This window comes from Nitratidesulfovibrio sp. D1 (assembly GCF_051133415.1).
GTDB lineage: Bacteria > Desulfobacterota > Desulfovibrionia > Desulfovibrionales > Desulfovibrionaceae > Cupidesulfovibrio.
Map to the genome: position 1 here is coordinate 403541 of NZ_JBPGNZ010000001.1, position 22999 is coordinate 426539.

18 protein-coding genes and 1 tRNA gene are annotated in these 22999 nt (G+C 67.7%); 9 read left to right on the top strand and 10 right to left on the bottom strand.

Annotated elements, in window-relative coordinates:
* Positions 1-33 precede the first annotated feature (33 nt).
* Together lepB and lepA are read right to left on the bottom strand one after the other, a co-directional pair.
* Entirely contained in the window at positions 34-630 is a 597-nt protein-coding gene (gene lepB, locus ACR4XJ_RS01715; protein WP_434753582.1) for a signal peptidase I, read from the bottom strand.
* 366 nt (positions 631-996) lie between these two features.
* Positions 997-2802, bottom strand: a complete 1806-nt coding sequence (lepA, locus tag ACR4XJ_RS01720; RefSeq protein ID WP_434753583.1) for a translation elongation factor 4 — start codon at positions 2800-2802, stop codon at positions 997-999.
* 515 nt (positions 2803-3317) lie between these two features.
* Between lepA and ACR4XJ_RS01725 the strand changes: the two genes are divergently transcribed.
* From ACR4XJ_RS01725 to ACR4XJ_RS01735, 3 genes are all read left to right on the top strand, one after another.
* Complete coding sequence (locus tag ACR4XJ_RS01725) at positions 3318-3611, top strand: hypothetical protein (protein WP_434753584.1); 294 nt, start codon at positions 3318-3320, stop codon at positions 3609-3611.
* A gap of 390 nt (positions 3612-4001) precedes the next feature.
* Positions 4002-4961, top strand: a complete 960-nt coding sequence (locus tag ACR4XJ_RS01730) for a DUF362 domain-containing protein (RefSeq protein WP_434753585.1) — start codon at positions 4002-4004, stop codon at positions 4959-4961.
* Positions 4962-4979: 18 nt separating this feature from the next.
* The gene (locus ACR4XJ_RS01735) at positions 4980-6746 is read left to right on the top strand and encodes a 4Fe-4S binding protein (RefSeq protein ID WP_434753586.1); all 1767 of its coding nucleotides are present in this window, start codon (positions 4980-4982) and stop codon (positions 6744-6746) included.
* 17 nt (positions 6747-6763) lie between these two features.
* Here the strand turns inward: ACR4XJ_RS01735 and ACR4XJ_RS01740 are convergent, their stop codons facing one another.
* From ACR4XJ_RS01740 to ACR4XJ_RS01750, 3 genes are all read right to left on the bottom strand, one after another.
* Positions 6764-8785, bottom strand: a complete 2022-nt coding sequence (locus tag ACR4XJ_RS01740; RefSeq protein WP_434753587.1) for a methyl-accepting chemotaxis protein — start codon at positions 8783-8785, stop codon at positions 6764-6766.
* Between the two features lie 9 nt (positions 8786-8794).
* Positions 8795-9265, bottom strand: coding sequence for a multiheme c-type cytochrome (locus ACR4XJ_RS01745; RefSeq protein ID WP_434753588.1), 471 nt, complete (start codon positions 9263-9265; stop codon positions 8795-8797).
* A 217-nt stretch (positions 9266-9482) separates the two neighbouring features.
* Positions 9483-11228 carry a HAMP domain-containing methyl-accepting chemotaxis protein gene (locus ACR4XJ_RS01750; protein ID WP_434753589.1) on the bottom strand — a complete coding sequence of 582 codons (1746 nt, stop codon included), beginning with the start codon at positions 11226-11228 and terminating at the stop codon, positions 9483-9485.
* Positions 11229-11582: 354 nt separating this feature from the next.
* On the opposite strand from ACR4XJ_RS01750, the gene ACR4XJ_RS01755 reads away from it, so the two are divergent.
* On the top strand, positions 11583-12347 hold the full coding sequence (locus ACR4XJ_RS01755; protein ID WP_434753590.1) for a nitroreductase family protein: 765 nt from the start codon (positions 11583-11585) through the stop codon (positions 12345-12347).
* A gap of 98 nt (positions 12348-12445) precedes the next feature.
* Here the strand turns inward: ACR4XJ_RS01755 and ACR4XJ_RS01760 are convergent, their stop codons facing one another.
* Entirely contained in the window at positions 12446-13681 is a 1236-nt protein-coding gene (locus ACR4XJ_RS01760; RefSeq protein WP_434753591.1) for an OmpP1/FadL family transporter, read from the bottom strand.
* A 151-nt stretch (positions 13682-13832) separates the two neighbouring features.
* Here ACR4XJ_RS01760 and ACR4XJ_RS01765 point away from each other — a divergent pair, with 151 nt between their 5' ends.
* A complete protein-coding gene (locus tag ACR4XJ_RS01765) occupies positions 13833-15488 on the top strand; it encodes a PAS domain-containing protein (protein ID WP_434753592.1) in 1656 nt (551 codons plus the stop codon).
* Here ACR4XJ_RS01765 and ACR4XJ_RS01770 read toward each other — a convergent pair.
* The gene (locus tag ACR4XJ_RS01770) at positions 15485-15970 is read right to left on the bottom strand and encodes a MerR family transcriptional regulator (protein ID WP_434753593.1); all 486 of its coding nucleotides are present in this window, start codon (positions 15968-15970) and stop codon (positions 15485-15487) included. The genes ACR4XJ_RS01765 and ACR4XJ_RS01770 overlap by 4 nt on opposite strands.
* 84 nt (positions 15971-16054) lie before the next feature.
* On the opposite strand from ACR4XJ_RS01770, the gene ACR4XJ_RS01775 reads away from it, so the two are divergent.
* Positions 16055-17293 (top strand): NADH:flavin oxidoreductase/NADH oxidase family protein, encoded by a 1239-nt coding sequence (locus tag ACR4XJ_RS01775; RefSeq protein WP_434753594.1) that lies wholly within the window; start codon positions 16055-16057, stop codon positions 17291-17293.
* Positions 17294-17452: 159 nt separating this feature from the next.
* On the opposite strand, the gene ACR4XJ_RS01780 is transcribed toward ACR4XJ_RS01775, so the two are convergent.
* The 3 genes from ACR4XJ_RS01780 to ACR4XJ_RS01790 all read right to left on the bottom strand — a co-directional run bounded on the left by ACR4XJ_RS01780 (position 17453) and on the right by ACR4XJ_RS01790 (position 19825).
* A tRNA-Ser gene (locus ACR4XJ_RS01780) sits at positions 17453-17544 on the bottom strand.
* A 127-nt stretch (positions 17545-17671) separates the two neighbouring features.
* A complete protein-coding gene (locus tag ACR4XJ_RS01785; RefSeq protein WP_434753595.1) occupies positions 17672-17989 on the bottom strand; it encodes a YnfA family protein in 318 nt (105 codons plus the stop codon).
* A gap of 120 nt (positions 17990-18109) precedes the next feature.
* Complete coding sequence (locus tag ACR4XJ_RS01790; protein WP_434753596.1) at positions 18110-19825, bottom strand: ATP-binding protein; 1716 nt, start codon at positions 19823-19825, stop codon at positions 18110-18112.
* A 245-nt stretch (positions 19826-20070) separates the two neighbouring features.
* Between ACR4XJ_RS01790 and rfbC the strand changes: the two genes are divergently transcribed.
* From rfbC to qrcA, 3 genes are all read left to right on the top strand, one after another.
* Positions 20071-20640 (top strand): dTDP-4-dehydrorhamnose 3,5-epimerase, encoded by a 570-nt coding sequence (gene rfbC / locus ACR4XJ_RS01795; protein WP_434753597.1) that lies wholly within the window; start codon positions 20071-20073, stop codon positions 20638-20640.
* A 9-nt stretch (positions 20641-20649) separates the two neighbouring features.
* On the top strand, positions 20650-22188 hold the full coding sequence (locus ACR4XJ_RS01800; protein WP_434753598.1) for a mannose-1-phosphate guanylyltransferase/mannose-6-phosphate isomerase: 1539 nt from the start codon (positions 20650-20652) through the stop codon (positions 22186-22188).
* 165 nt (positions 22189-22353) lie between these two features.
* Entirely contained in the window at positions 22354-22989 is a 636-nt protein-coding gene (qrcA, locus tag ACR4XJ_RS01805) for a menaquinone reductase multiheme cytochrome c subunit QrcA (RefSeq protein ID WP_333505790.1), read from the top strand.
* The last annotated feature ends 10 nt before the right edge of the window (positions 22990-22999 follow it).

Below are 22999 nucleotides of genomic sequence, written 5' to 3' on the forward strand. Positions count from 1 at the left end.
AAAGTGTGAGGAGCGGAAGCGGTCGAGGCGGACCTAATTGATGACGTTGCCGATGCGGTCCCAGCGCACGTTGCCGAGCCCTTCCCACGACCAGTAGATGACCCACGCCTTGCCCCGGATGGCCCCGCGCGGGACGAAGCCCCAGAAGCGGGAGTCTTGCGAGTCGTCGCGGTTGTCGCCCATGGCGAAGTAGTGGCCCTCGGGCACGGTGACCGGGCCGAAGCTGTCGCGCACGGGCATGACGATGCCGGGCTGCGAATGGCGGATGTACGCTTCCTGCACGGCCTCGCCGTTGCGGTACAACTGCTTGTTGCGCACCTCTATCACGTCGCCGGGCACGCCCACGATGCGCTTGATGTAGTCGATGGACGGATCGCCGGGGTACTCGAACACGATGATGTCGCCGCGCTGCGGGTCGCCCACGGGCAGCACCACCTTGTGGGTGAAGGGCAGCTTCACGCCGTAGCTGAACTTGTTGACCAGCAGGTGGTCGCCGATCTGCAAGGTTTCGAGCATGGAGCCGGAGGGAATCTTGTACGCCTGCACCACGAAGGTGCGGATGAGCATGGCCAGCGCAAAGGCGACGACAAGCGCCTCCACGTATTCCAGCAGCAGGCTTTTCTGTTGCATGCGGGTGCCTCCGCGTCCTGTCGCGCGGCCGCGCGGGGACGGGGATTTGCGGTTCATCGAAAACCCGCCAAAGGCTGTCGCCCAAGGCGGGACCGGCTTCTTCGCGCTCTCTCTTCGGTCCATCCCTGCCGCGCGCCCGGATGGCGGTACGCAGCGGCAAGGATTCTATCTTCAATCTTTACACGCACCTACACACTGGCAGCGGTGCGCACGGGCGGCAAGGACAGACGCGCTGTCTCCCGATAATTTCGCGGCAGGGCGGCAAGGGCAAGGAAAACGGCATTCCCCGCGAGGGGAGCGTACTCTTCGGTACGTGACCCGAGCGGCAACGGCGCATGACGCCGCCATTGCCGCCCTGCCGCGAAATTATTCGTCGCCGACCTGAAGCGCGGCCAGGAACGCCTCCTGCGGCAACTCCACGTTGCCCATGCGCTTCATGCGCTTCTTGCCTTCCTTCTGCTTTTCCAACAACTTGCGCTTGCGGGTGATGTCGCCGCCGTAGCACTTGGCGGTCACGTTCTTGCGCAGCGCGGAAATGGATTCGCGGGCGATGATCTTCTGCCCGATGGCCGCCTGGATGGCCACCTCGAACATCTGGCGCGGGATGGTGCGCTTCAGTTTCAGGGCCAGCGCGCGGCCGTAGTGGTACGCCTTGTCGCGGTGCACGATGACGGCCAGCGCGTCCACGGCCTCGCCGTTGATCAGGATGTCCAGCTTCACCAGGGACGACTGCCGGTAGTCGATGAACTCGTAGTCCATCGATGCGTAGCCCTTGGTGCCCGATTTCAGCCGGTCGAAGAAGTCGAACACGATTTCCGCGAAGGGCAGCTCGTAGGTGATCACCACGCGGTTGGACGCGATGTACCCCATGTTCTTCTGGATGCCGCGCTTTTCCTCGCACAGTTTCAGCACGTTGCCCACGTAGTCGTTGGGCACGTGGATGTCCATGCGCACGTAGGGCTCGTACAGCGCGGCGATCTTGGTGGGGTCGGGCAGCTTGGAGGGGTTGTCGATGTCGCTGGTCTTCCCGTCCACGGTGTCGATCTTGTAGATCACCGAGGGAGCGGTGGCGATGAGTTCCACCTGGAATTCGCGCTCCAGCCGTTCCTGAATGATCTCCATGTGCAGAAGGCCCAGGAACCCGCAGCGGAAACCGAAGCCAAGGGCCTGCGAGGTTTCCGGCTCGTACGAGAAGGCGGCGTCGTTGAGCTGCAACTTTTCCAGCGCGTATTTCAGCTGCTCGTAGTCGGCGGAATCGGTGGGGTACAGCCCGCAGAAGACCATGGGCTGCACTTCCTTGAAGCCTTCCACGGGCTCTTCGGCCGGGCGGTCGGCGTGGGTGATGGTGTCGCCCACCTTGGCGTCGCCCAGTTCCTTGATGTTGGCGCAGAGAAAGCCCACCTCGCCCGCGGCCAGTTCGGTCATGTCCAGGATTTCGGGCGAGAACGCGCCAAGGCGGATCACCTCGTAGCTGCGCTCGGTGGCGAACAGCTTGATGCGGTCGCCCTTGCGCAGCACGCCGTCCACGATGCGGAACAGCACCACCACGCCCTGGTACGAATCGTACCACGAATCGAAGATCAGGGCCTTCAGCGGGGCGTTGGGGTTGCCTTCGGGCGCGGGCAGGCGTTCGACGATGGCTTCCAGCACCTTGTCCACGTTCAGGCCGGTCTTGGCGCTGACGGCCACGGCGTCGGAACAGTCGAGGCCGATGCTTTCCTCGATCTCGTGCTTCACGCGGTCGGCGTCGGCGCTGGGCAGGTCGATCTTGTTCAGGACGGGGATGACCTCGAGGTTGTGGTCCAGCGCCAGGTAGACGTTGGCCAGGGTCTGGGCCTCCACGCCCTGCGAGGCGTCCACCACCAGCAGGGCCCCTTCGCACGCGGCAAGGGACCGCGAGACCTCGTAGTTGAAGTCCACGTGGCCGGGCGTGTCGATGAGGTTCAGCACGTACTTGCGGCCATCTTTCCCCGTGTACGGAATGCGCACCGACTGGGCCTTGATGGTGATGCCGCGTTCGCGCTCAAGCTCCATGCGGTCCAGGTACTGGTCGCGCTTTTCGCGCTCGCTGACCAGTCCGGTAACCTCGAGGATGCGGTCGGCCAGGGTGGATTTGCCGTGGTCGATGTGCGCGATGATGCTGAAATTGCGGATGTGTTCCTGTCTGGGCATAACGTGGGTGCCGCCGTGCGGCGGCGCGCCTCCTGAAAAATGTGCGGCATGGGATGGGTACGGGCGCCGATGGTGCCGTACGCGCCGGCCGGCCATGGGGTGGCCGGGGGGTGGTCAATGACCCGGCGCGCGTCGCCGTACCATTCGAATCGGTTTTCATACTGCATTCGGGGCCGGAAGTCCAACCGCCCCGCAACGCTCGATCCTGACGGGGTCCTGCATGGGCGGAACCGGCAAGGCGGAAACCGGGGAGGACGAGCCGGAAAAACGGAGGCCCAGCGCTACCGGCCCACTGTCCAAAAATCGGACAGTTCCGCTCCGCTTTGCACATCCTGCACATCGAACTGTCCAATAATCATACATGCTCCGGGTGCGGCTCGGGACGCCCTGTTTCCGGCAAATCCTTTGGCCACGCCATGTTCGCGCCGCGCGCCCGCCCCCTGTGCGCGGTGGCACGCCCCTTGCCTTATGTGCTGCACACACCCGGAAACGGAAACCACACGCAGGAGCAGTTCATGAAGATCACCCGCATTCTCCCGGCCGCCCTGGCCATTTTCGCCATCACCATCGGCTCGGCCATGGCGGCGGGCAGCACCGGCGGCCACGATGCCCACCCCACGCCCCCGGCTGCCTCTGCTCCGGCGGACAAGGCCCCCGGCGACGCCCAGCCCGCCCCCATGCAAGGCTGCGGCTGCTGCCAGATGATGAAGGACGGCCACGGCTCCATGGGGAACATGGACGCCAAGCCCGGCGGCGCCGGACACATGATGCCGGGCAACGACGGCAAGGCGCCGGTCCGCCACAGCTAGCGCCACGCAAGGCGGCCTTCCATACCTTTCTCACGGGGGGGGCCGCCCGCTTTCACGGCAGACACAAGGATTCCCCCGTGGGGCCTGCACCTCCTCCTCGCCGGTCCCACGGTTCCGCCTCGCGGCGTGCGCGCCCCCTTCACCGGGGGCGCGTTGCGTTGCTGGGCGCATGTCCCGCGCGGCTCCGCCGCGCACCGGTATCGGCCATTCCCCGTCAGTCATTGCTCCCCGTCCGCCGAAGGTGGTATACGCATGCACAAGGTGCGTACCGCCCCGGCCTGCCCGGCGGAACGGTTCCTGTTGTCCCCCTTTCCGCTCCCGCGCCCGGCCCCCCGCCCGGAGCCTCCCCCACCCCGCCCGCAGCCGCGCCGCCCGGCGCAAGGAGGCATCATGCGTCGCAGGGACTTCCTGAAATGGCAGATGTCCGGCGCATTGTGGCTGGCCGCCGGAGCGGTCCTGCCCGCCGCGCCGTCCGCGCTTTCGCCCCTCTCCCCGTTGCTGCCGGGTCCGGACGAAGCCCTGGCCGCCTCCGCCGGGCCCGATGTCGCCGTGGTCAAGGGCTCGCCCGCCGCCGCCGCCCATGCCTGCGTGGGCATGCTGGGCGGCATGGGCCGCTTCGTGAAGACCGGGCAGAAGGTGGTCATCAAGCCCAACATGTCCTTCGCCTCGGCCGCCAGCCTGGGCACCAACACCCACCCCGAGGTGGTGGCCGCGCTGGTGCGCATGTGCCGCGACGCGGGGGCCGCCTCGGTGCTGGTGCTGGACAACCCGCTGGCCCCGGCCGAGCAGTGCATCGAGCGTTCGGGAATCCGGACCGCCTGCGCCGAGTTCGGCGACATCGTGCAGGCCCCGACGGCGGAGCGGTTCTACCGCGAACTGGACATCGACGGCGCGCAACAGATGACCGCCAATACCTTCCTGCGCGACGCGCTGGACGCCGACGTGCTCATCGCCGCGCCCACGGCCAAGTCGCACAGTTCCACCGGCGTCTCGCTGGGGCTCAAGGGCATGATGGGGCTGATCCGCCAGCGCGGGGTGATGCATTCGCGCTACGACCTCGACACCGCCATCGTGGACCTGAACACGAAACTGCGCGCCGCGCTCACGGTCATCGACGGCACCTACGTGCTGACCACCGGCGGCCCCGGCGGGCCCGGCAAGGTCATACAGGAAAACACGGTGATCGCCTCGGCCGACCCTGTGGCCGCCGACGCCTGCGCCGTGGAATCGTTCGAGTGGTACGGGCGGCGCTTTGCCGCGCGGCAGGTCAGCCACATCCGGCTGGCCCACGAACGGGGCCTGGGCTCCATGGACCTGTCCGCGCGCGCCGTGGCGCGGGTGACCCTGTAAGGGCCGGGGCCGCATGGCATGAACCGGCAACGCGCGCGCCTGGCCAGCCGCTGGCTGTTCTTCGCGGCCTTCGTGCTGCTGGCGTGGGGTGCGGGGCAGGCCGTGCCCGGCGGTGAAATCGTGCCCCGCGATCTGCCCCGCGATCTGCCCCGCGACCTGCTGGTACGGCTGGACCCGGCCGTGGCCCTGGCCGCCAGCGTGGCGGGCCGTGCGTTCATCGGCGCGGTTGTGCCGGGGCTGGTGGTGCTGGCGTCCGCCCTGTTGCTGGGCCGGGCGTTCTGCGGCTGGGCGTGCCCGTTCGGGGCCATGGTGGACGCCGGTGACGCCGTGTGGCGTCGCCTGGCGAAAACCCGGCGGCGCAAGGCCGGGCGGCCGGAATCCCGCCGGAATGACGCGGCACGCCGCCCCGCCGTGCCGCGCCTGCCCAAGTACGCGGTGCTGGCCGGGGTGCTGACGGCCGCGCTGGCGGGCCTGGACCTGGTGTTCTGGGCCGCGCCGCTGCCGCTGGCCGCGCGGTTCTGGGCGCTGGCCGCCTGGCCTCCGGTGGCCCGGCTGGCCGAGACCGGCCTTTCCCTGGCCGCCCCCCTGGCCCGCCGGATGGGGGCCACCGGACTGGCCTTCGCGGAAATCCCCGTGCCCGGCTACGCGGCCACCAGCTACATCGTCGGCTTCTTCGCGCTGGTGCTGGCGGGCGGGCTGCTGGCCCCGCGCCTGTGGTGCCGCATGCTCTGCCCTGCCGGGGCCGCCATGGGCCTTGCGGGCCGCGCGGCCCCGTGGCGGCGGCGGGTGGACCACGCCTGCACCGCCTGCGGAGCCTGCGCGCGGCAGTGTCCGGCCGGGGCCATCCCCGTGGCGGCCCCGCGCGCCACGGACCACGCCGAATGCCTGAAATGCCTGCGCTGCGCCGACGTCTGCCCCGTGGACGCGGTGCGCTTCGCCCTCCGGGATGTTGTCGGAGCCGACGCACCTGGCGCGCTTGGCGCGGCCGTCCCCGCCCCCGATGCCACCGGTGCCGGAAGCCCGCATGCCCGGTCGCAGCGCCGCGCGCTGCTGGCGGGCCTTGCCGTGGGAGCCTGCGCCGCCGCGCTGGGCCACGCCGCCCCGGCCCTGGGCAGGCCGGAAGGGGTGCTGCGCCCGCCGGGCGCACTGCCGGAGCCGGACTTTCTGGCCCGTTGCGTGCGCTGCGGACTGTGCGCCGCCGCCTGTCCCACCAACACCCTGCAACCCGCATGGCTGGCCAGCGGCGCGCTGGGCATGTTCAGCCCGGTGGTCACCCCGGCGCGCGGCTTCTGCGACCCGGCCTGCCACGCCTGCGCCCGCGCCTGCCCCACCACGGCCATCCGGCGGCTGGCCGACGAGCGCACCTACGCCAAGATCGGCACGGCCGAGGTGCTGCGCGACCACTGCCTGGCCTGGGCAAAGAAAAAGCGCTGCCTGGTCTGCGACGAGGTGTGCCCTTACGACGCCATCGCCCTGAAGCCGGAGCCCGGCTACGCCGTGGGCGTGCCCCACGTGGACCCGGTCCGCTGCGCCGGGTGCGGCTTCTGCGAAAAACACTGCCCGGAAACGGCGCAGGCCACCGGCGAGAAGGCCATCGTCATCCGCACGCGCGACGCCCTGCGCATCGCCACCGGCAGCATGCGCGCGGCGGCCGAGGAGCGCGGGCTGCGCCTGGTGTTCACGCCCAGAAAGCCGGACGGCGCGCACGGCGAGGAAGCCCCGCCCTACCCGGACGGCGACGGCGCGCCGCCATCCGGCGGCCTGCCGCCCGGCTTTACCGAGTAGCCGGGCCCTGCCGGGCGTCAGCGCATCTCGTCGATGATGGCATCCAACTCCTGCGCCAGCCGGGCCAGGTCGCCCACGGCCTCTGCCGATTGGCGCATGGTGTCCGCCGTGTGGCCCGAAATGGAGCTGATGCGGTCCACCGCGCGGGTGATCTGCTCGCTGGCGGCGGACTGCTGCTCCGCCGCCGTGGCGATGGCCCGCACCTGGTCCGCCGTGCGGTCCACGGTGCCCACGATGGCCAGCAGCGCCTCGCCGCTGCGCCCCGCAAGCCCCGTGGACTGCTCCACCAGGCGCACCGCCTCGTCGGTGGCGGCGCGGCTGCGGGCCACACTGTCGCGGATGGCCTCCACGAAGCCCACCACCTCGCGCGTGGCCTGCATGGTCTTTTCGGCCAGCTTGCGCACCTCGTCGGCCACCACGGCGAAGCCGCGCCCCGCGTCACCGGCGCGGGCCGCCTCGATGGCCGCGTTCAGGGCCAGCAGGTTGGTCTGGTCCGCGATGTCCTCGATGACCCCGATGATGCGCCCCACGCCTTCGGCCTGGCTGCCCAGTTCGCCCATGTCGCGTTCCAGCACGCGGGCCTGCCCGGCCACGCGGTTGATGCAGGCCACGGCCTCTTCCACCACGGCCGAACCCTGCCGGGCCTGCTCGTGGGCGGAACCGGCCAGGTCGGCGGCGGAACCGGCGTTGCTGGCCACCTCCATGACGGAGGCGTTCATCTGTTCCATGGCCGTGGCGCTTTCCACGGCCAGCCCGCGCTGCTCGTCGGCCCCGGTGCTGGCCTCCTCCACCTGGGCGGACAACTCGCCCGAGGCGGAGGCCACCCGCGCGGAAACCTGACGCGCGGCGTCGGCGGCGCGGGCGATGCGGGCGTGCTGCTCCTCTATGTCCGCCTGCTGGCGCTGCATTTCGGTGATGTCGGCATACACGCTGAACGCGCCGATGAGATTGCCGTCCAGATCCAGCAGCGGCGCGGAATCCACCACCAGGTGCACCTGGCCGCCCTTGCGGCTGTTCAGGGTCACGCGCTGGCCGGTGCGCGCGGTGCGGTCGCGCAGCACGCGGTTGGTCACCGTGTCGCGCTGCGGCTCGCCGTGCATGATGTCGCCCACGGTCCTGCCGGCCTGGGCTTCGGGGTCGCCGTCCAGGCCCAGCATGCGCAGCAGGGCCGCGTTGCAGTAGCTGACGCGGCCCTCCGTGTCCGCCACCAGGAAGGGCAGGGTCATGCCGCTCAGGATGCCCTTGGAAAAGCCCAGTTCCTTCTTCAGCCCGCCCACCATGCCGTGCAGGTTGGCGGCCAGGCGGGCCAGTTCGTCGTGGCCGCCCACGGCCAGGTCCGCGTTCAGGTCCCCCCCGGCGATGGCCGTGCTGGCCTCGGTAAGGCGGTGCACCCGGTCCACGATGGCCCGCCGGATGAACAGGATGACCCCGGCCAGCAACGCCACCAGCCCCGCCGCCGAAATACCCGCGCTTTCCAGGATGCGCCCGTGCACCCCGGCCAGCACCGGGGTGACGTCCTGCATCACCACCAGCTGGCCCAGCAGCGGCTGCGATGCGCCATGGCAGTGATGGCACGACGGCTCGTTGCGGATGCCGACCACGTGCGCGAAAATGGAGCGCCCGTCCCGCTCGAAGAGCAGCGAGGCTTCCAGCGCCTCGCGCCGGGCGCGGCCGGTCAGGTCGCGCAGGCCGGGGTCGGTCAGCACGTCGGCCAGGTCGCGCCGTTCCACGTCGGGCCGGGTGGAATAGGTGATGTTGCCGTTGAAGCTGGCCAGGTGCACCGTGGTGTCGGAGTAGTGGCGCGCCAGTTCGGCGAATTCGGCGCGGGTGCCCGCGTCGTTGCCGAGCAGCATGGGCCGGTCGATGGCCGTCTTGATCATGGCCGACTCGCGGGTGACCACCGACTCCAGCTCTTCCAGGGCCGCGTGGCGCTGGCGCCACGCCCCGGTGCCGATGATGACCGCGAACACGGCGACGGCGATGACCGTCACCAGCAGCGAGGTGCGCAGGCTGAGAGACCGCGCGAGAGTGCCCGCCATGTCCGCCCCCTAGTGCGCGCCGCTGTGCAACAACGGCTTGAAACCGAACGAACGCACCCGGCTTTCGTTGTGGCAGCCTTCGCAGGTGGCCATGGTGGGTTTGCCGATCAGTGACGGATCGCCCGCTTCGGCATGCGCCGCGCCGGGCCCGTGGCAGGTTTCGCACCCCACGTCGGCGAACTGCGGGGTGGTGGCGTACTCGACGAAACCGCCCTTGCCGTACCCCGTCACGTGGCATTCGTAGCAGCCGCGCAGTTCGTCCTGCGTCAGCTTGGGGGCCATGGTGGCCACGCTCTTCCACGATTTGGCCTTCTTGGAATACTTCTGGAACTTCTCGTATTCCCCGGCGTGGCAGGGCTGGCACGCGGCGCTGCCCGCATAGGGGGACGCAGCCCGGACGGGCATGGACACCACGGCCGTCACCACCCCCGCGATGACGGCCACGAGACACACCTTGCTGGACAAACGGAAACGGAACATGGTTCTCCCCGAAAATGCGGAGGCACCCCTCTTGTGCTGCCCCGCTTTTTGTGAAAAATAGCACATACAATGCAGACCCGTAATAGGGGAATTGCCGGCACACGTCAATATTGCGGTGCGGCTTTCCTTTATAATGGCAAGCGCATCTTCGCCAGACAAAAAAACGCGCGGCACGCCACCGGGGCGGGCCGCGCGCAGATGCGCGGCGGCGGCGCGCCTACCCCAGTTTCAGTTCCTCCACCAGGCGCTTGAGCACCTGGGCCTGACTGGTCAGTTCGTTCACGGCGGTGGCCGCCTCGCGCATGGCCTGGGCAGTTTCGGCCGAAATGGCGCTGACCTGCTCCACGGCGCGGTTGATTTCCTCGCTGGCGGCGGACTGCTGTTCCGACGCGGTGGCGATGCCGCGCACCTGGTCCGCCGCCGCATCCACGAAGCGCACGATCTCGCGCAGCGACTCGCCCGAGCGCCGGGCAAGTCCGGTGGCTTCCTCGATGGCGCCCACGGAACGGTCCACGTGCTCCATGTTGGTGCGCGTGCCCTGCTGAATGCCCCGCACCGCCGCGCCCACCTCCTGCGTGGCGTGCATGGTCTTTTCCGCCAGCTTGCGCACCTCGTCGGCCACCACGGCGAAGCCGCGCCCGGCGTCGCCCGCCCGTGCGGCCTCGATGGCGGCGTTGAGCGCCAGCAGGTTGGTCTGGTCGGCGATGTCGCTGATCACGTTCATGATCTGGCCGATGGATTCCGCCTGCCGCCCCAGTTCCTCCATGTCGCGCTTCAGTTCCAGCGACTGCTGCTGCACCTGCCCGATACCCTCCACCACCTGGCCCACGATGGCGGCCCCCTCGTCGGCCATGCGGCGGGCGTTTTCCGAAACGTCGGCCGCTCCGCCCGCGTTGCGGGCCACCTCGAGCACGCTGGCGTTCATCTCTTCCATGGCCGTGGCGGTTTCCGCCACCCGGCGCGACTGTTCTTCGGCTCCCCGGTCGGACTGCTCGATCTGGGCGGACAGTTCCTCCGACGCGGAGGACACCACCTCCACCACTCCCTCCAGCCGTCCGGCGGCCTGCAGCATGCCCTCGCGCCTGGCGTTCTCGGCCTGGCGGCGGGCCTCGTCGGCCTCGTGCATGGCGGCCAGGGCTTCCTGCTCCTTGGCGGCGGCCTGGCGGCTCTTGTCCTCCGCCTCTGCGATCTTGCCCTTCAGCGTGCCCACCATCTGCTGCATGGCGTCGTACACGCCCTTGAACCGGCTGGGCCGGAAGCTCACCCCAAGGTTGCCCGCCGCGATCTCGCGCGAGACGGTGTGCAGGTAGCCCGGATCCTCTCCCAACTGGGCCAGGGTGGAGCGGATGATGTACAGCGTGGCGGCCAGCCCCAGGCCCAGCGACAGCGCCATCAACACAAGGCTGACCGTGCGCGCCGAGGCTGCGGCTCTTTCCGCCTCCAGTCCCGACGCCGTGGACCCCTTGTCGTTGACCGCCACCATCTCCGCCAGGGTGGCCAGGGCCGCACGGAACGACGTCCGGGCCTTCTCCACGGATATCCGGTTGGCTTCCTCCGTCTTCATGGCCCGCGACAGAGAGATTATTTCCGGCAGAACGGCGAAATAGGCGTTCGCCTGGGCCGCCGCCTGTTCGTACAGGCGGTGCTCCTCGGGATTGGAAATCATCGGTCCGTAGCGTCGCAGCGCGTTCAGCACGTCGGTGCGCCCCTTGTCCATGGCGCGCTCCTCGTCGTCCATCTGGGCCCTGTTGCTGGCGATGATGTGCTGCAACTCCGCACGACGCACGTTGTTCAACCCCGACAGCAATTCGCCAAGTTCCTTGATACTTGGCAGCCAGTTCTTCGTTACGTCGTGGACATCAGCAAGGATATTTCCGAACATGTAGTTTCCATATCCTCCCAATACGAGCATCATTGCGAGAATGATTCCGAATGCACAGGAAAGTTTGACAGACAGCTTCATGGACAGTGCTCCTTGCACGGTAGCTGCATGTTTCAAATGTTCCACGCTGATATCGCTGTACGGATGTCCTGCCCATCAGAAAGAGCGATATCTCTCCACGTTCCGAAAAACATTTCCATTTCGTATCTTCGCAACATTCATGATTATTCGATATTAGATTCTTTCCGGGGTGATGCTGGCGCTCTTCCGAGCGCAACCTGCCGCCGCGACAGGAGAGAGGCGCGGCTCCCGCCTGGGGTGGAAATCCCGCGCGCGGGCCTTCGCTTGACGCGGGCGGCACGGCGCGCCACCCTGCACCAATGGCGGAGGGCCGCGACCCCGGAATCCGCCGCGAGACACACACGGAGGTTGACCATGCTGGACACGACAGGCGCCGGCGCCCGCATCACGCGACGCGCCGTACTGGCCGTGCTGGCCCTGCTGGGCGGCACGCTGGCCACGGCCGGGCTGCCCGCCCCGGCGGGACGCACCAACGGAAGCGGTACGGAAGGAATGGCGGGACTGGCGCGGCGCGCCCTGCGCCCGCTGCTGACCGGAGAGGCCCGCGCCGCGCAGGGCGCGGTGGCCCTGCCGCCGCCGGACCTTTCCGGCGCGGCGGGCGGGGCTGGAAGCAAGCCGCTGATGCAGGCCCTGGCCGGGCGCGCCTCCACCCGCGCCTTCCGCGAGGACGCCATCCCCGACCAGGTGCTGGGCGATCTCTTGTGGGCGGCCTGGGGCGTCAACCGGCCCGATGGAAAGCGCACCGTGCCCACGGCCAGGAACCGGCAGGGCATGGACGTGTACGTGGTGCGCGCCGACGGGGCGTGGCGCTACGACGGCGCGGCCCACGCCCTTGAGCGCGCCGCCGCCGAAGACCTGCGCCCCCTGCTGGCGCGCCAGTCGTACGTGGCCACGGCCCCGGTCACCCTGGTGTACACGGCCGCCGCGTCGGAAGACCCGGTGTACGCGGCCATGCACGCTGGCTCCATGTACCAGGGCGCGGGGCTGTTCTGCGCGTCCGCCGGGCTCGGCAACGTGGTGCGGGCCAGCTACGACGAGGCGGCCCTGCATGCCGCCCTGCGCCTGCCCGCCGACCGGCGCATCGTCATCAGCCAGACCGTGGGCTGGCCCAGAAACTGAGACCGCCCGCCGGAGGGAACGGCGGGCGGCTGGGGAGAACCAGAAGCTGTTCGCGGATTCGTGAGAAGCCGGAGCAACCTCCGGAACTGATTTGGCGGCTAGAATTTGTAGGTGACGCTGAGCCCCGCCATGTGGGCGTGGGCGTCCTCGCGGTCCACTTCGTTGATGTAGTCGGCCGGGCGGGCGTCGTAGTGGCGGTCGGTCATCCACAGGTAGCCGTAGAACACGTCCAGCACCCAGTTCTGGTCCACCTTCCACCCCGCGCCCACAGTGACGATCTGGCGGTCGGAACAGGGCACGGCGAAGTCCTCGTACGTGTCGTTGATGGGGCTCTGGTCGTAGACGTAGCCCGCGCGCAGGTCCACGCTGTCGGTCAGGGCGTATTCCGCGCCGAACTGGAACCGCCAGGTGTTGTTCCAGTCCTTGTCCTTGCTCACCCGCGACATGCCGGGGAGCAGCGCCGGGTCGTAGTTGATGGTCAGGGCCTGATAGGCGCTCCAGTGGGTCCACACCACGTCGGCTTCCAGGCTCAGGCGGTCGATGGGCTTGACCATCACGCCGAAGGTGACCGATTCGGGAATGGGCTCGGTGCCGGACACGTCGCCGCGATCCCACGCGGGAGTGTAACCGCCCTTCTGTGAAAAGTCGGCGTGTCCATTGACCTTGAGATCGATCTGGCTGCGCCAGGTCAGGCCGAAGGCCAGCCAGTCGTAGGGCCTGTAGCGCGCCCCGGCGTTGAAGCCGTAGGCCCAGCCGTCGGCGTCGATTTCCTGCTTCACGTCCGCGCCGGGAATGGTGGAATCGTACATGAAGCGCAGGTAGGTGGCGTCAATGCCCACGGCCAGCGAGAACTGGTCGGAGAACTTCATGGCCAGGTTGGGGTTGATGGAAAGCGACTGGATGCCCGCGTACGAGCAGTTGTAGCGCCCGGCCCAGTTGTCGCCGCCGGCGTATTCGGTGCCCAGCCCCACGCGCGGGAATATGCCGAGGCCGAACCAGTAATGGTCGGACAGTTGCTGCGTGTAGTAGGCGGTGGGCAGACCCCAGATGGCGTCGGAAAAGTCGCGGTCTTCCACGGCGGGACTTTTGAAGTTCATGGTGGCGTTGGGCTTGATGGCCGTGGCGCCCACCTGCACCTGCCCCCCCGGCAGGTCGGTGATGTTGGCCGGGTTGTAGGCCACGGCCGAGGGGTCGGCGTCGCGGGCCACCATGGCGCCGCCCAGGGCGGTGCCGCGCGCGCTCCATTCGTAGACGGCATAGCCCGAGGCGCGGGCCTGCATCGGCAGCAGAAGCGGAACAAGGACAAGACAGAGCAGGAACAACGGCTTTCGCATGACAACTTCCCGTACTTGCAGAATATGCCCGCCGAACATTGACAGGGCCACGGGAGTGTAGCAGGCAGAAGTACAGCGTCAATGAACATGGTAAATTTTTGCATTCATATTTCATGAATGGACTGCCCGGCCGTTCAAGCGTGGTGAATCCATGACCTGCAATGATCTTGTCGCGTTCTATGCCCCCCGCCTGGATGCCATGGACGTACCCGCCCTGTTGCTGGATGGCGGGGGCGGCGTGCTGTACGCCAACGAGCCCGCCCGGCGGCTGCATCGAAGCGGCGGGGATGGCGAGGCCATGCCCGCCCACGGCTGGCGGCACGAAGAGGTGCCCCCCGTGCCCGAGGACGGCGCGCCGGTGCGCGAAAGCCGCACCCGCATCACCCTGCCCGACGGCGCGGGCATCCGCCAGATAAGCTGGACCTGCGTGGCCATACCCGTGCCCGGCGGGGACGAAGGCGGGGCTGGCGGCAGCGCATCCGGCGCCATTGCCGCGCACCGCGCCGCCTATGTGGCCTGGGGCAGGCCGCGCACCACCGAGGGCGGGCAGGAGATGGGCTTCACCATCCTGCCCAGCGGGGTCATCCAGGCGGTCAGCCCGGCGCTGTGCGCCATCTGCGGGTACACGCGGGACGAACTGATCGGCCGTTCCGCGCGGGAGTTCTACTTCACCTCCACGGCGCGCAAGCGCATCGTCAGCCAGCTCATCGAGCGGACAGAGGTGGAAAACGGCGAGGTGACCCTGCGCCGCAAGGACGGCTCGCCCCTGACGCTGTGGTACAGCGCGGAATCCATCCGCGACGCCTCGGGCCGCATGGTGGCCTACAGCGGCTACTTTCAGGAGCGGCCGTTCGCGTTTTCATCCAAGCTGGCCAGCGACTTTTCGCGCGTGGTGGACGCCCTGCCGGGGCTGGCCTGGGTGTGCGGGCGCGACCTGCGCATCGTGGCCGTCAACGACGCGTATCTTGCCGCCTACCGCCGCACCCGCGACGAGGTGATGGGCCGCACCGAATACGACTTCATGCCGCCGGAACTGGCCCGCTATCCCGTGGAGGCGGCGCTGAAGGTGTTCGAGGAGAAGCGGGAACTGGAACACCCGGCGGTGCCGCATCTGCTGGACCCTTCCGTGTGGTACCGGGTGATCCGGCGGCCCATCTTCGACGACAACCGGCAGGAGGTCATCGGCCTGCTGGGCATCGCGCAGGACATTTCCTCCAAGGTGGTGCAGGAGAACGCCTTCATCGAGCAGTTGCACGCCCACCATGGCGACGTGGTGGTGGTGACCGACGACCAGGGCCGGATACTGCGGCGGTCGCGCCAGACGCTGACCCCGGCCATCTTCGGGCGGCAGGAGCCGTACGACGCCTACACCCTGGACATGGGGCCGGTGCTGGACCTGCTGCACGAAAGCGACCTGCCCGCCGTGCGCCAGGCCCTGCTGCGGGCCATGCGCGAACACCGCGAACAGCACTTCGAATGCCGCATTCGCAACCTGTCGGGCAGCTATTCCACGGTGCATTCACGGCTGGTGTACAACGACACCATCTACGGCGAACCCCGCGTGTACGTGGTGGCGCGCGACGTCTCCGGCGAGGTGGGGCTGCGCCAGGCGCCCATGGTGCTGGAACGCCTGAAGGAGGCGGCGGGCGCGCGCACCGACCGCGAACTGGCGACCTTCCTGAACGTGTCGGCGGCGTCCATCTCTAACGCGCGCAAGAACGGACGCATCCCGCCGGACTGGCTCATCGATGCGGGGCTGAGGACGGGAAGGTCGATCGACTGGCTGGTGCGGGGGACTGCCAACTAACGGACCCTGACCGGACGGCGGCGGCTTGCCTTGCCGAGCAGCCTGACATCATCGCCCCCCAACGTCGGATTCTCGACCTTTCCGTCCAGCATTCGAGAGAGGATCCTGCGCGCGTTGGCGGCACAGTCGATGTCGTCAGGCTTGGCCTCGATATCCGCGATGAGTGACACAAGTTGCGTCTTGCTCTGCATGAGCCGCGCCACCAGCGCCTCGATATCCGCTACCTTGCGGCGGAGCGCCTCGATCAGCACGCCGTGCTCCCACTGCTCCAGATCGCTCGGCAACAGCGTGCGGATTTCGTCGAGGCTGAAGCCCGCCCTCTGCGCGGTCACGATCAGGTCCAGCACGACGACCGCCTCTGGCGGATAGGTCCGGTAGCCGTTTGGCCGGCGTTCGACGGTCTGCAGCAGGCCAATACTCTCATAGAAGCGGATGCGCGAAGAGGTGAGGCCACTGCGCTCCGCCAGCTCCCCGATCTTCATGGTCGGAACTCCGTCAAAAGGTGCTTGACCTTAAGCTTAACTTGAATGTTAAGAAGTGTCCAGACCGCAAATTGGAGACCGCTCATGCCCCTGTTCTCACCGCTGGCGCTGCCCAATGGCGCCGTCATTCCCAATCGCATCGCCAAGGCCGCCATGGAAGAAAACATGGCCGATGAAGACCATGCACCCTCCATCGACCTGATCCGCCTTTACCGGGCCTGGGCCGAGGGCGAGGCGGGGCTGATCATCACCGGAAACGTGATGGTCGACGCCCGCGCCATGACCGGCCCGGGCGGCGTGGTGCTGGAAAACGCCCGCCACCTCGACCGCTTCAGGGCTTGGGCCGAGGCGGGACGCTCGCGCGGTGCGCAGGTCTGGATGCAGATCAACCATCCTGGACGGCAGATGCCGGCAGACCTCGGCCAGGAGACGCTGGCGCCATCGCCGGTTGCGCTTGATCTTGGGGCGCAGTCGAAACGGTTCCCGGTACCACGCGAAATGACTGCTGCCGACATCGCGGAGGTCGAACGCCGCTTCGCCACCACCGCGCTGCTCGCTGAGCAAGCGGGCTTCGCCGGCGCGGAGGTCCACGCAGCGCACGGCTACCTCATCAGCCAGTTCCTCTCACCGCTGTCGAACCACCGGCAGGACCGCTGGGGCGGGAGTCTCGAAAACCGGGCGCGCCTGCTGCTCGACATCGTGCGCGGCATCCGGGCCGTGGTCACGCCCGGCTTTGCGATGGCGGTCAAGCTCAATTCGGCCGACTTCCAGCGCGGCGGCTTCTCGCCCGAAGACGCGCAGACTGTGGTCAAGATGCTCAGTTCCCTCGGCGTCGATCTCGTCGAGCTTTCCGGCGGCAGTTACGAGGCGCCGGCGATGATGGGTTCCGCCCGCGACGAACGCACGCTGGCGCGTGAAGCCTATTTCCTCGAATTCGCCCGTGAGATCGCCACTGTTGCGACGACGCCTCTCATGGTCACCGGTGGCATCCGTCGGCGGGAGGTCGCGGAGCAGGTCATCGACAGCGGTATCGCCATGGCGGGGATCGCCACCGCGCTCGCCATCGAACCGAACCTGCCGCGCAACTGGCGGCTTGGCCGACCGGATGCGCCGAAGCTCAAGCCAATCTCGTGGAAGAGCAAGCCGCTGGCTTCGGCGGCGCACATGGCTGCCGTCAGGTATCAGATGGCCCGCCTCAGTCGTCGCCGACGCACGGTACCCGGCATCTCGCCGGCCTGGGCGCTGATCGTCTCGCTGGCGGAGGCGAAATGCCGCGCCAGGCGCTACCGCCGCTGGATGCAGGAGCGACGGGTCGCTGGCTGACGGGGGGCATCCGGCTCGCTACGGCGCAATGTGGAAGCGCGTTCGCCTCCGGGCCGACGTGGCTGCCGCCGCGTTGTAACTGCTCGTTATGGGAGAGACTGTTAAGGACGCTTATGCGGGCCAAGTGCGGCTATTGGTGCGCTCGGAAGCGGACTGAAATGGCGGAAGGGGAGGGATTCGAACCCCCGGTGGGGTTCCCCCCACAACGGTTTTCAAGACCGCCGCAATAAACCGGACTCTGCCACCCTTCCGCGTGTGGTGACGGGCAGGCCGTACCAGAAACGATACGCCACTGCTCTGCCTCGCCGGGCGGTTATGCCCTGACCGTGGGTGGCGGTCAAGATGAAGCAGGACCGGCTGCATAGCGACACGTGCCCGTCAGCGCGGCTGGAACATGATGATGCCCATGCCCGCCAGGGCCACCAGCACCCCGGCCACGTCCCAGTGCGTGGGGCGCACGCCGTCCACCAGCCACAGCCAGCCGATGGCGACGCCGATGTACACGCCGCCGTATGCCGCGTACACGCGCCCGGCCGCCGTCTCGTGCATGGTCAGCAGCCACGCGAACACCGCAAGGCTTGCGGCGGCCGGGGCCAGCAGCCACGCCGTCTTGCCGCCCTTCAGCCACAGGTACGCAAGGTAGCACCCGGCAATCTCCGCGATGGCCGTGGCGAAATACAGCAGAAAGGTCTTCACGCGGCCACCCGTTGCGCCCGGCGGCGTGGCGCAGGCACCGGGCGTTCCCCACTCCGGTTCACACCACGCGCGGGACGCTGCCCGCGCTGGGTCAGCAACGGCATGGCGCGCCCGGCCACGCTACCCGGCACCGTTCAAGGCCCCGTTGCCCGCGCCTGCCACCCCGCCCCGGCGGCACTTCTGAATGTGCTTCAGCAGCAGGCTACGCAGGTTGTCGGAATTGATGGGCTTGCCGATGTAGTCGTCCATGCCCGCCGCCAGAAACTGTTCGCGGTCGCCCTTCATGGCGTGGGCGGTCATGGCGATGATGGGCACGTTGCTGTTGGTGGCCATGCCCTGCGCCTTGCGCACCATGCGCGTGGCCTCCATGCCGTCCATGACCGGCATGGCGATGTCCATCAGCACCAGGTCGAATTCCTGCCTGCGCAACGCGGGCACCACTTCGCTGCCGTCCGTCACGGACTGCACCTCATACCCCTGCTTTTGCAGAAATTTTTCGATGAACATCAGGTTCATGGGATGATCCTCGGCCACCAGGATGCGCGCCCGGCACTCCGGCTCGGGCGTCTGCACCGGCGTGCGGGCGGCCTCTTCGCCTTCCAGGCGGGCCGTGTCGAAGCGGGCCGTGAAGTGAAAGGTGCTACCCTGCCCCGGCGCGCTCTCCACGCGGATGTCCCCGCCCATGAGCAGCGACAGCCGCTTGCAGATGGCCAGTCCAAGGCCCGTGCCCTTGTGGCGGCGCGACAGCGAACCGTCGGCCTGCACGAACCGCTCGAAAATGTGTTCACGGTGCTTCTCCAGAATGCCGGGGCCGGAATCGGTGACGGAAAATTCCAGCATCGCCGATTCGGGCGTGGACTCCACCATGCGCACGGCAAGGGAGACGCGGCCCTGCTCGGTGAACTTCAGGGCGTTGTCCAGCAGGTTCACCAGCACCTGGCGCAGGCGCATGGGGTCGCCCACCAGGCCGTCGGGCACATCTTCCGGCACCAGGAAGGCGAAGCCCAGGCCCTTTTCCTCCGCCCGGTGCACGAACATGGTGTGCAGGGTGGACAGGCGCTTGCGCAGGCGGAACACCTGGCTGTCCAGTTCCACCATCCCCGCCTCTATCTTGGAGAAGTCGAGGATGTCGTTGATGAGCGCCAGCAGCGATTCGGCGGAATTCTGCGCCGCCTCCAGGTATTCGCGCTGCTCCTCGTCCAACGGAGTGTCCAGCGCAAGGTCCAGCATGCCGAGCACGCCGTTCATGGGAGTGCGTATCTCGTGGCTCATGGAGGCCAGAAACTCGCTCTTGGCCTTGTCCGCCGCCTCCGCGGCCTCCTTGGCCACGCGCAGTTCGCGCTCCATGCGGCGGGTTTCGGTCACGTCGCGCACGTATTCCGCCACCATGGCCACCTGTCCGGCGGCGTTGCGCACCGGGAACACGGTGATGGACCGGAAGGTGCGCGAATCGGGATTGTACAGCTCGATGACCTTCTGGCGGCCGGTGTCGAACACCTCCGCTATCTGGCAGGCATCGCAGTTTTTCTCGCCCCGGAAGTAGCAACCGAAGCAACTCCTGCCGTGCTGGTCGCCACCCTGCGTCTCCCAGCGCACGTTGTCGCCCTGCCAGTTGCTGAACACCACCTGTTCCGCCCGGTCGTGCACTGTCAGCAGGTCGGGAATCGAGATCAGGATGTCACGCAGCGTGCGCTCGGCCGCAAGCGCGGCGTCGCGTTCCGCCCGCAACTTCCCGATCTCCGCTTCCAGCGCGGCCTCGCGCGCCGTCCCGGCATCCTCGAACACCATCCCCATCCCCTGTTCGGGCGCCTTCCACGCCGTCTCTCGCTCGCTCATGGCATATCCATAGGTAGGACACATACTGCGAAGTTCGCCACAATTGCGTTTCTGTATCCCAATTCCGCGGGCATGAGCAACGGTTTTGGCAATCCGCGTCCGCCGCGGAATCGCCGCGCAACAGGGGGCGGGTGCCGCGCAGGCCGCGCGGGGCAAACGCCGGGGGCGCATGTGGGGGCTTCAAAAAAGCCCCCCAATCGGGTAAGCGCTTGGGGGATTCCACATTCACCGGCACCGGAGGCCATGTGCAGATCATCGAAACCGGCATTCCCGGCCTGCTTCGGCTCGAACCCCGCGTGTTCAGGGACGAGCGCGGCTTCTTTCTCGAAACCTACCGCCGCGAACTGTTCGACCGCCTGGGCGTTGCCGCCGGATTCGTGCAGGACAACCACGCCCGGTCAGAACAGCCCGGCGTGCTGCGCGGGCTGCACTTCCAGTTGCCCCCCGCTGCCCAGGCCAAGCTGGTCTGGGCCACGCGCGGCGCGGTGTACGACGTGGCCGTGGACCTGCGGGCGGGCTCGCCCACCTACGGCAAATGGTACGGCTGCGAACTGAGCGAACGCAACTTCGCGCGGCTGTTCGTGCCGCGCGGTTTCGCCCACGGATACATGACCCTGGAGCCCGGCACCGAGTTCCAGTACAAGGTCGATGCCTACTACGCCCCGGAAATCGAAGGGGGCATCGCCTGGGACGACCCCGACCTGGCCATCCCCTGGCCGGACATCCCGCCCATTTTGTCCGATAAAGACCGCCGCCTGCCCCGGCTGCGCGACTTCGATTCGCCCTTCACCTTCGAACCCGCCCCCCAGGCGTAAGGCCGCCGCATGACCATATCCCCCGCCAACCTCACCGCCACGGTCGCCCATGCACCGGCGGATTCCCCTGCCGCCCTCGGCCGCTGCCACGCCATCATCCTGGCGGGCGGCTCCGGCACCCGGCTGTGGCCCCTTTCGCGCGCGCTGTTCCCCAAGCAACTGCTGGCCCTGAGCGGCGACCTCTCCTTGCTCCAGCAGACCGTGCGCCGCGTGCTCTCGCTGTTCCCGCCCGAGCGGGTGCACATCGTGACCAACGAGGAGCACATGTTCGAGGTGCGCGCCCAGGCCCGCGCCCTGGACGAACGGCTGGACACCCAGGTGCTGGCCGAACCCGTGGGCCGCAACACCCTGCCCGCCATCCTGCTGGGGCTGGACGCGGCCATGGGCGGCGCGGACGCGGGCCACGACGGCCACGCCCCCCTGCTGGCGGTGTTCCCCTCCGATCATCTGCTGCACGACGAGGCGCGCTGGCGCGCCGCCGTCACGCGCGGGGCCGACCTGGCCGCCGAAGGCTGGTCGGTCACCTTCGGGGTGCCGCCCACCACGCCCGAGACGGGCTACGGCTACATCCGCCGGGGCGAACCCCTGCCGGGTTCCACGCAGGCCCCCTCCCCAGCCCCCGCGTTTGCCCCCACCTATTCCGTTGACGGGTTCGTGGAAAAGCCCGACCTCGAAACCGCGCGCGCCTTCCTGCGCGAGGGCATGCATTTCTGGAACAGCGGCATGTTCGTGTTCAACGGCGCGGTACTGCTTTCCGCCGTGGAACGCTTCCAGCCGAAACTGGCCGCGTGGTGGGCCACCCGCAAGGATACCTCGCTGACCCCCGGCATACCGCTAACCCACGGCTACGCCACCCTGCCGTCCATATCCATAGACTACGGGATCATGGAGCACGTGGACCGCATCGCCGTGGTGGAGGCCGACTTCGGCTGGGACGACCTGGGCAGTTGGGAGGCGCTGTACCGCCTGGGCGCCAAGGACGAGCGCGGCTGCGTGGTCCAGGGCGACACCATGGCCCTGGACTGCGACGACTGCCTGCTGCTCTCACGCGGGGGCAAGCTGGTGGCCATCGGGCTTTCCGGCGTCATCGCTGTGCAGACCCGCGACGCCACCCTGATCTGCGCCAAGGACCAGGTACAGCGGGTGAAGGACGTGGTGGAAAAACTGAAGGCCGAAAAGAGCCCGCTGGTGGACGTGCACCTTACCGTGCGCCGCCCCTGGGGCAACTACACGGTGCTCGACGAGGGCCCCGGCCGCAAGGTCAAGCGCATCGAGGTGAACCCCGGCGCGCGCCTGTCGTTGCAGATGCACCATCACCGCAGCGAGCACTGGGTGGTGGCCAAAGGCGCCGCGCTTGTGCAGGTTGGCAACGAGGAACGCACCCTGACCGAGAATGAATGGGTGGATATTCCGAAAGCCACCCTTCACCGGTTGACCAACCCGGGACGCATTCCCCTCGAACTCATTGAAATCCAAAGCGGTCCGTATCTGGGCGAAGACGACATCGTCCGCTTCGACGACGTGTACGGACGCCGCAAGGAGGGCTGAACGGCCGCTCAGCCGCTTTGCGATTTCACCTAGTTGCGCGAAATGGAAGCGGATTCGTGAAATATTTCACCTTGACAGGCTTTCAAACTGTCGCCTAGTAAGGTTGTCGTGGCAAGTGTGGGCATTCGTTATTCATCTCTCAAATCAGCTAATGAGGCGAAGGGTATGGAGGACAGGCAGTTAAACAGTTCAGGCTGCGCGACGGATGGCGGGAAGTGCTGCGGCGGCGGCATCACTCCGTTTCTCGTGGGTCTGGTCGTGTCGCTCATCTTTGGCTGGTGGGTCTTTCCGGACATGCTGTACAGCAAGAAGGAACAACCGATACGCTTCAGCCACAAGGTGCACATGGAAGACGCGGGCATGGAATGCAAGCAGTGTCATGTGCTGCGTGAGGACGGGACCTTCGCGGGTCTGCCCTCCACGGCCAGCTGTGCCGACTGCCATTCCGACGTCATGGGTTCCGACCCCGAGGAAGCCCGCTTCGTCAACGAGTACGTGAAAACCGGCAAGGAAGTTAAGTGGCTGGTCTACCAGATCCAGCCCGACAACGTCTTCTTCAGCCATGCCGCCCATTCCCTTGACGGCTGCAACCAGTGTCACGACTTCAAGGAATCGGAACTGTGCGCGCAGTGCCACCCCGACGTGGCCAACTCCGACAGCGCTCCGACCCTCTACGAGAACAAGCTGACCGGTTACAGCAAGCAAACCATGAAGATGTGGCAATGCGAACGCTGTCACGCCAATGAGAACCACTACGGCGTGACGAGTTCCAGCAATGCCTGCTTCGTCTGCCACAAGTAAAGGGGTGGTG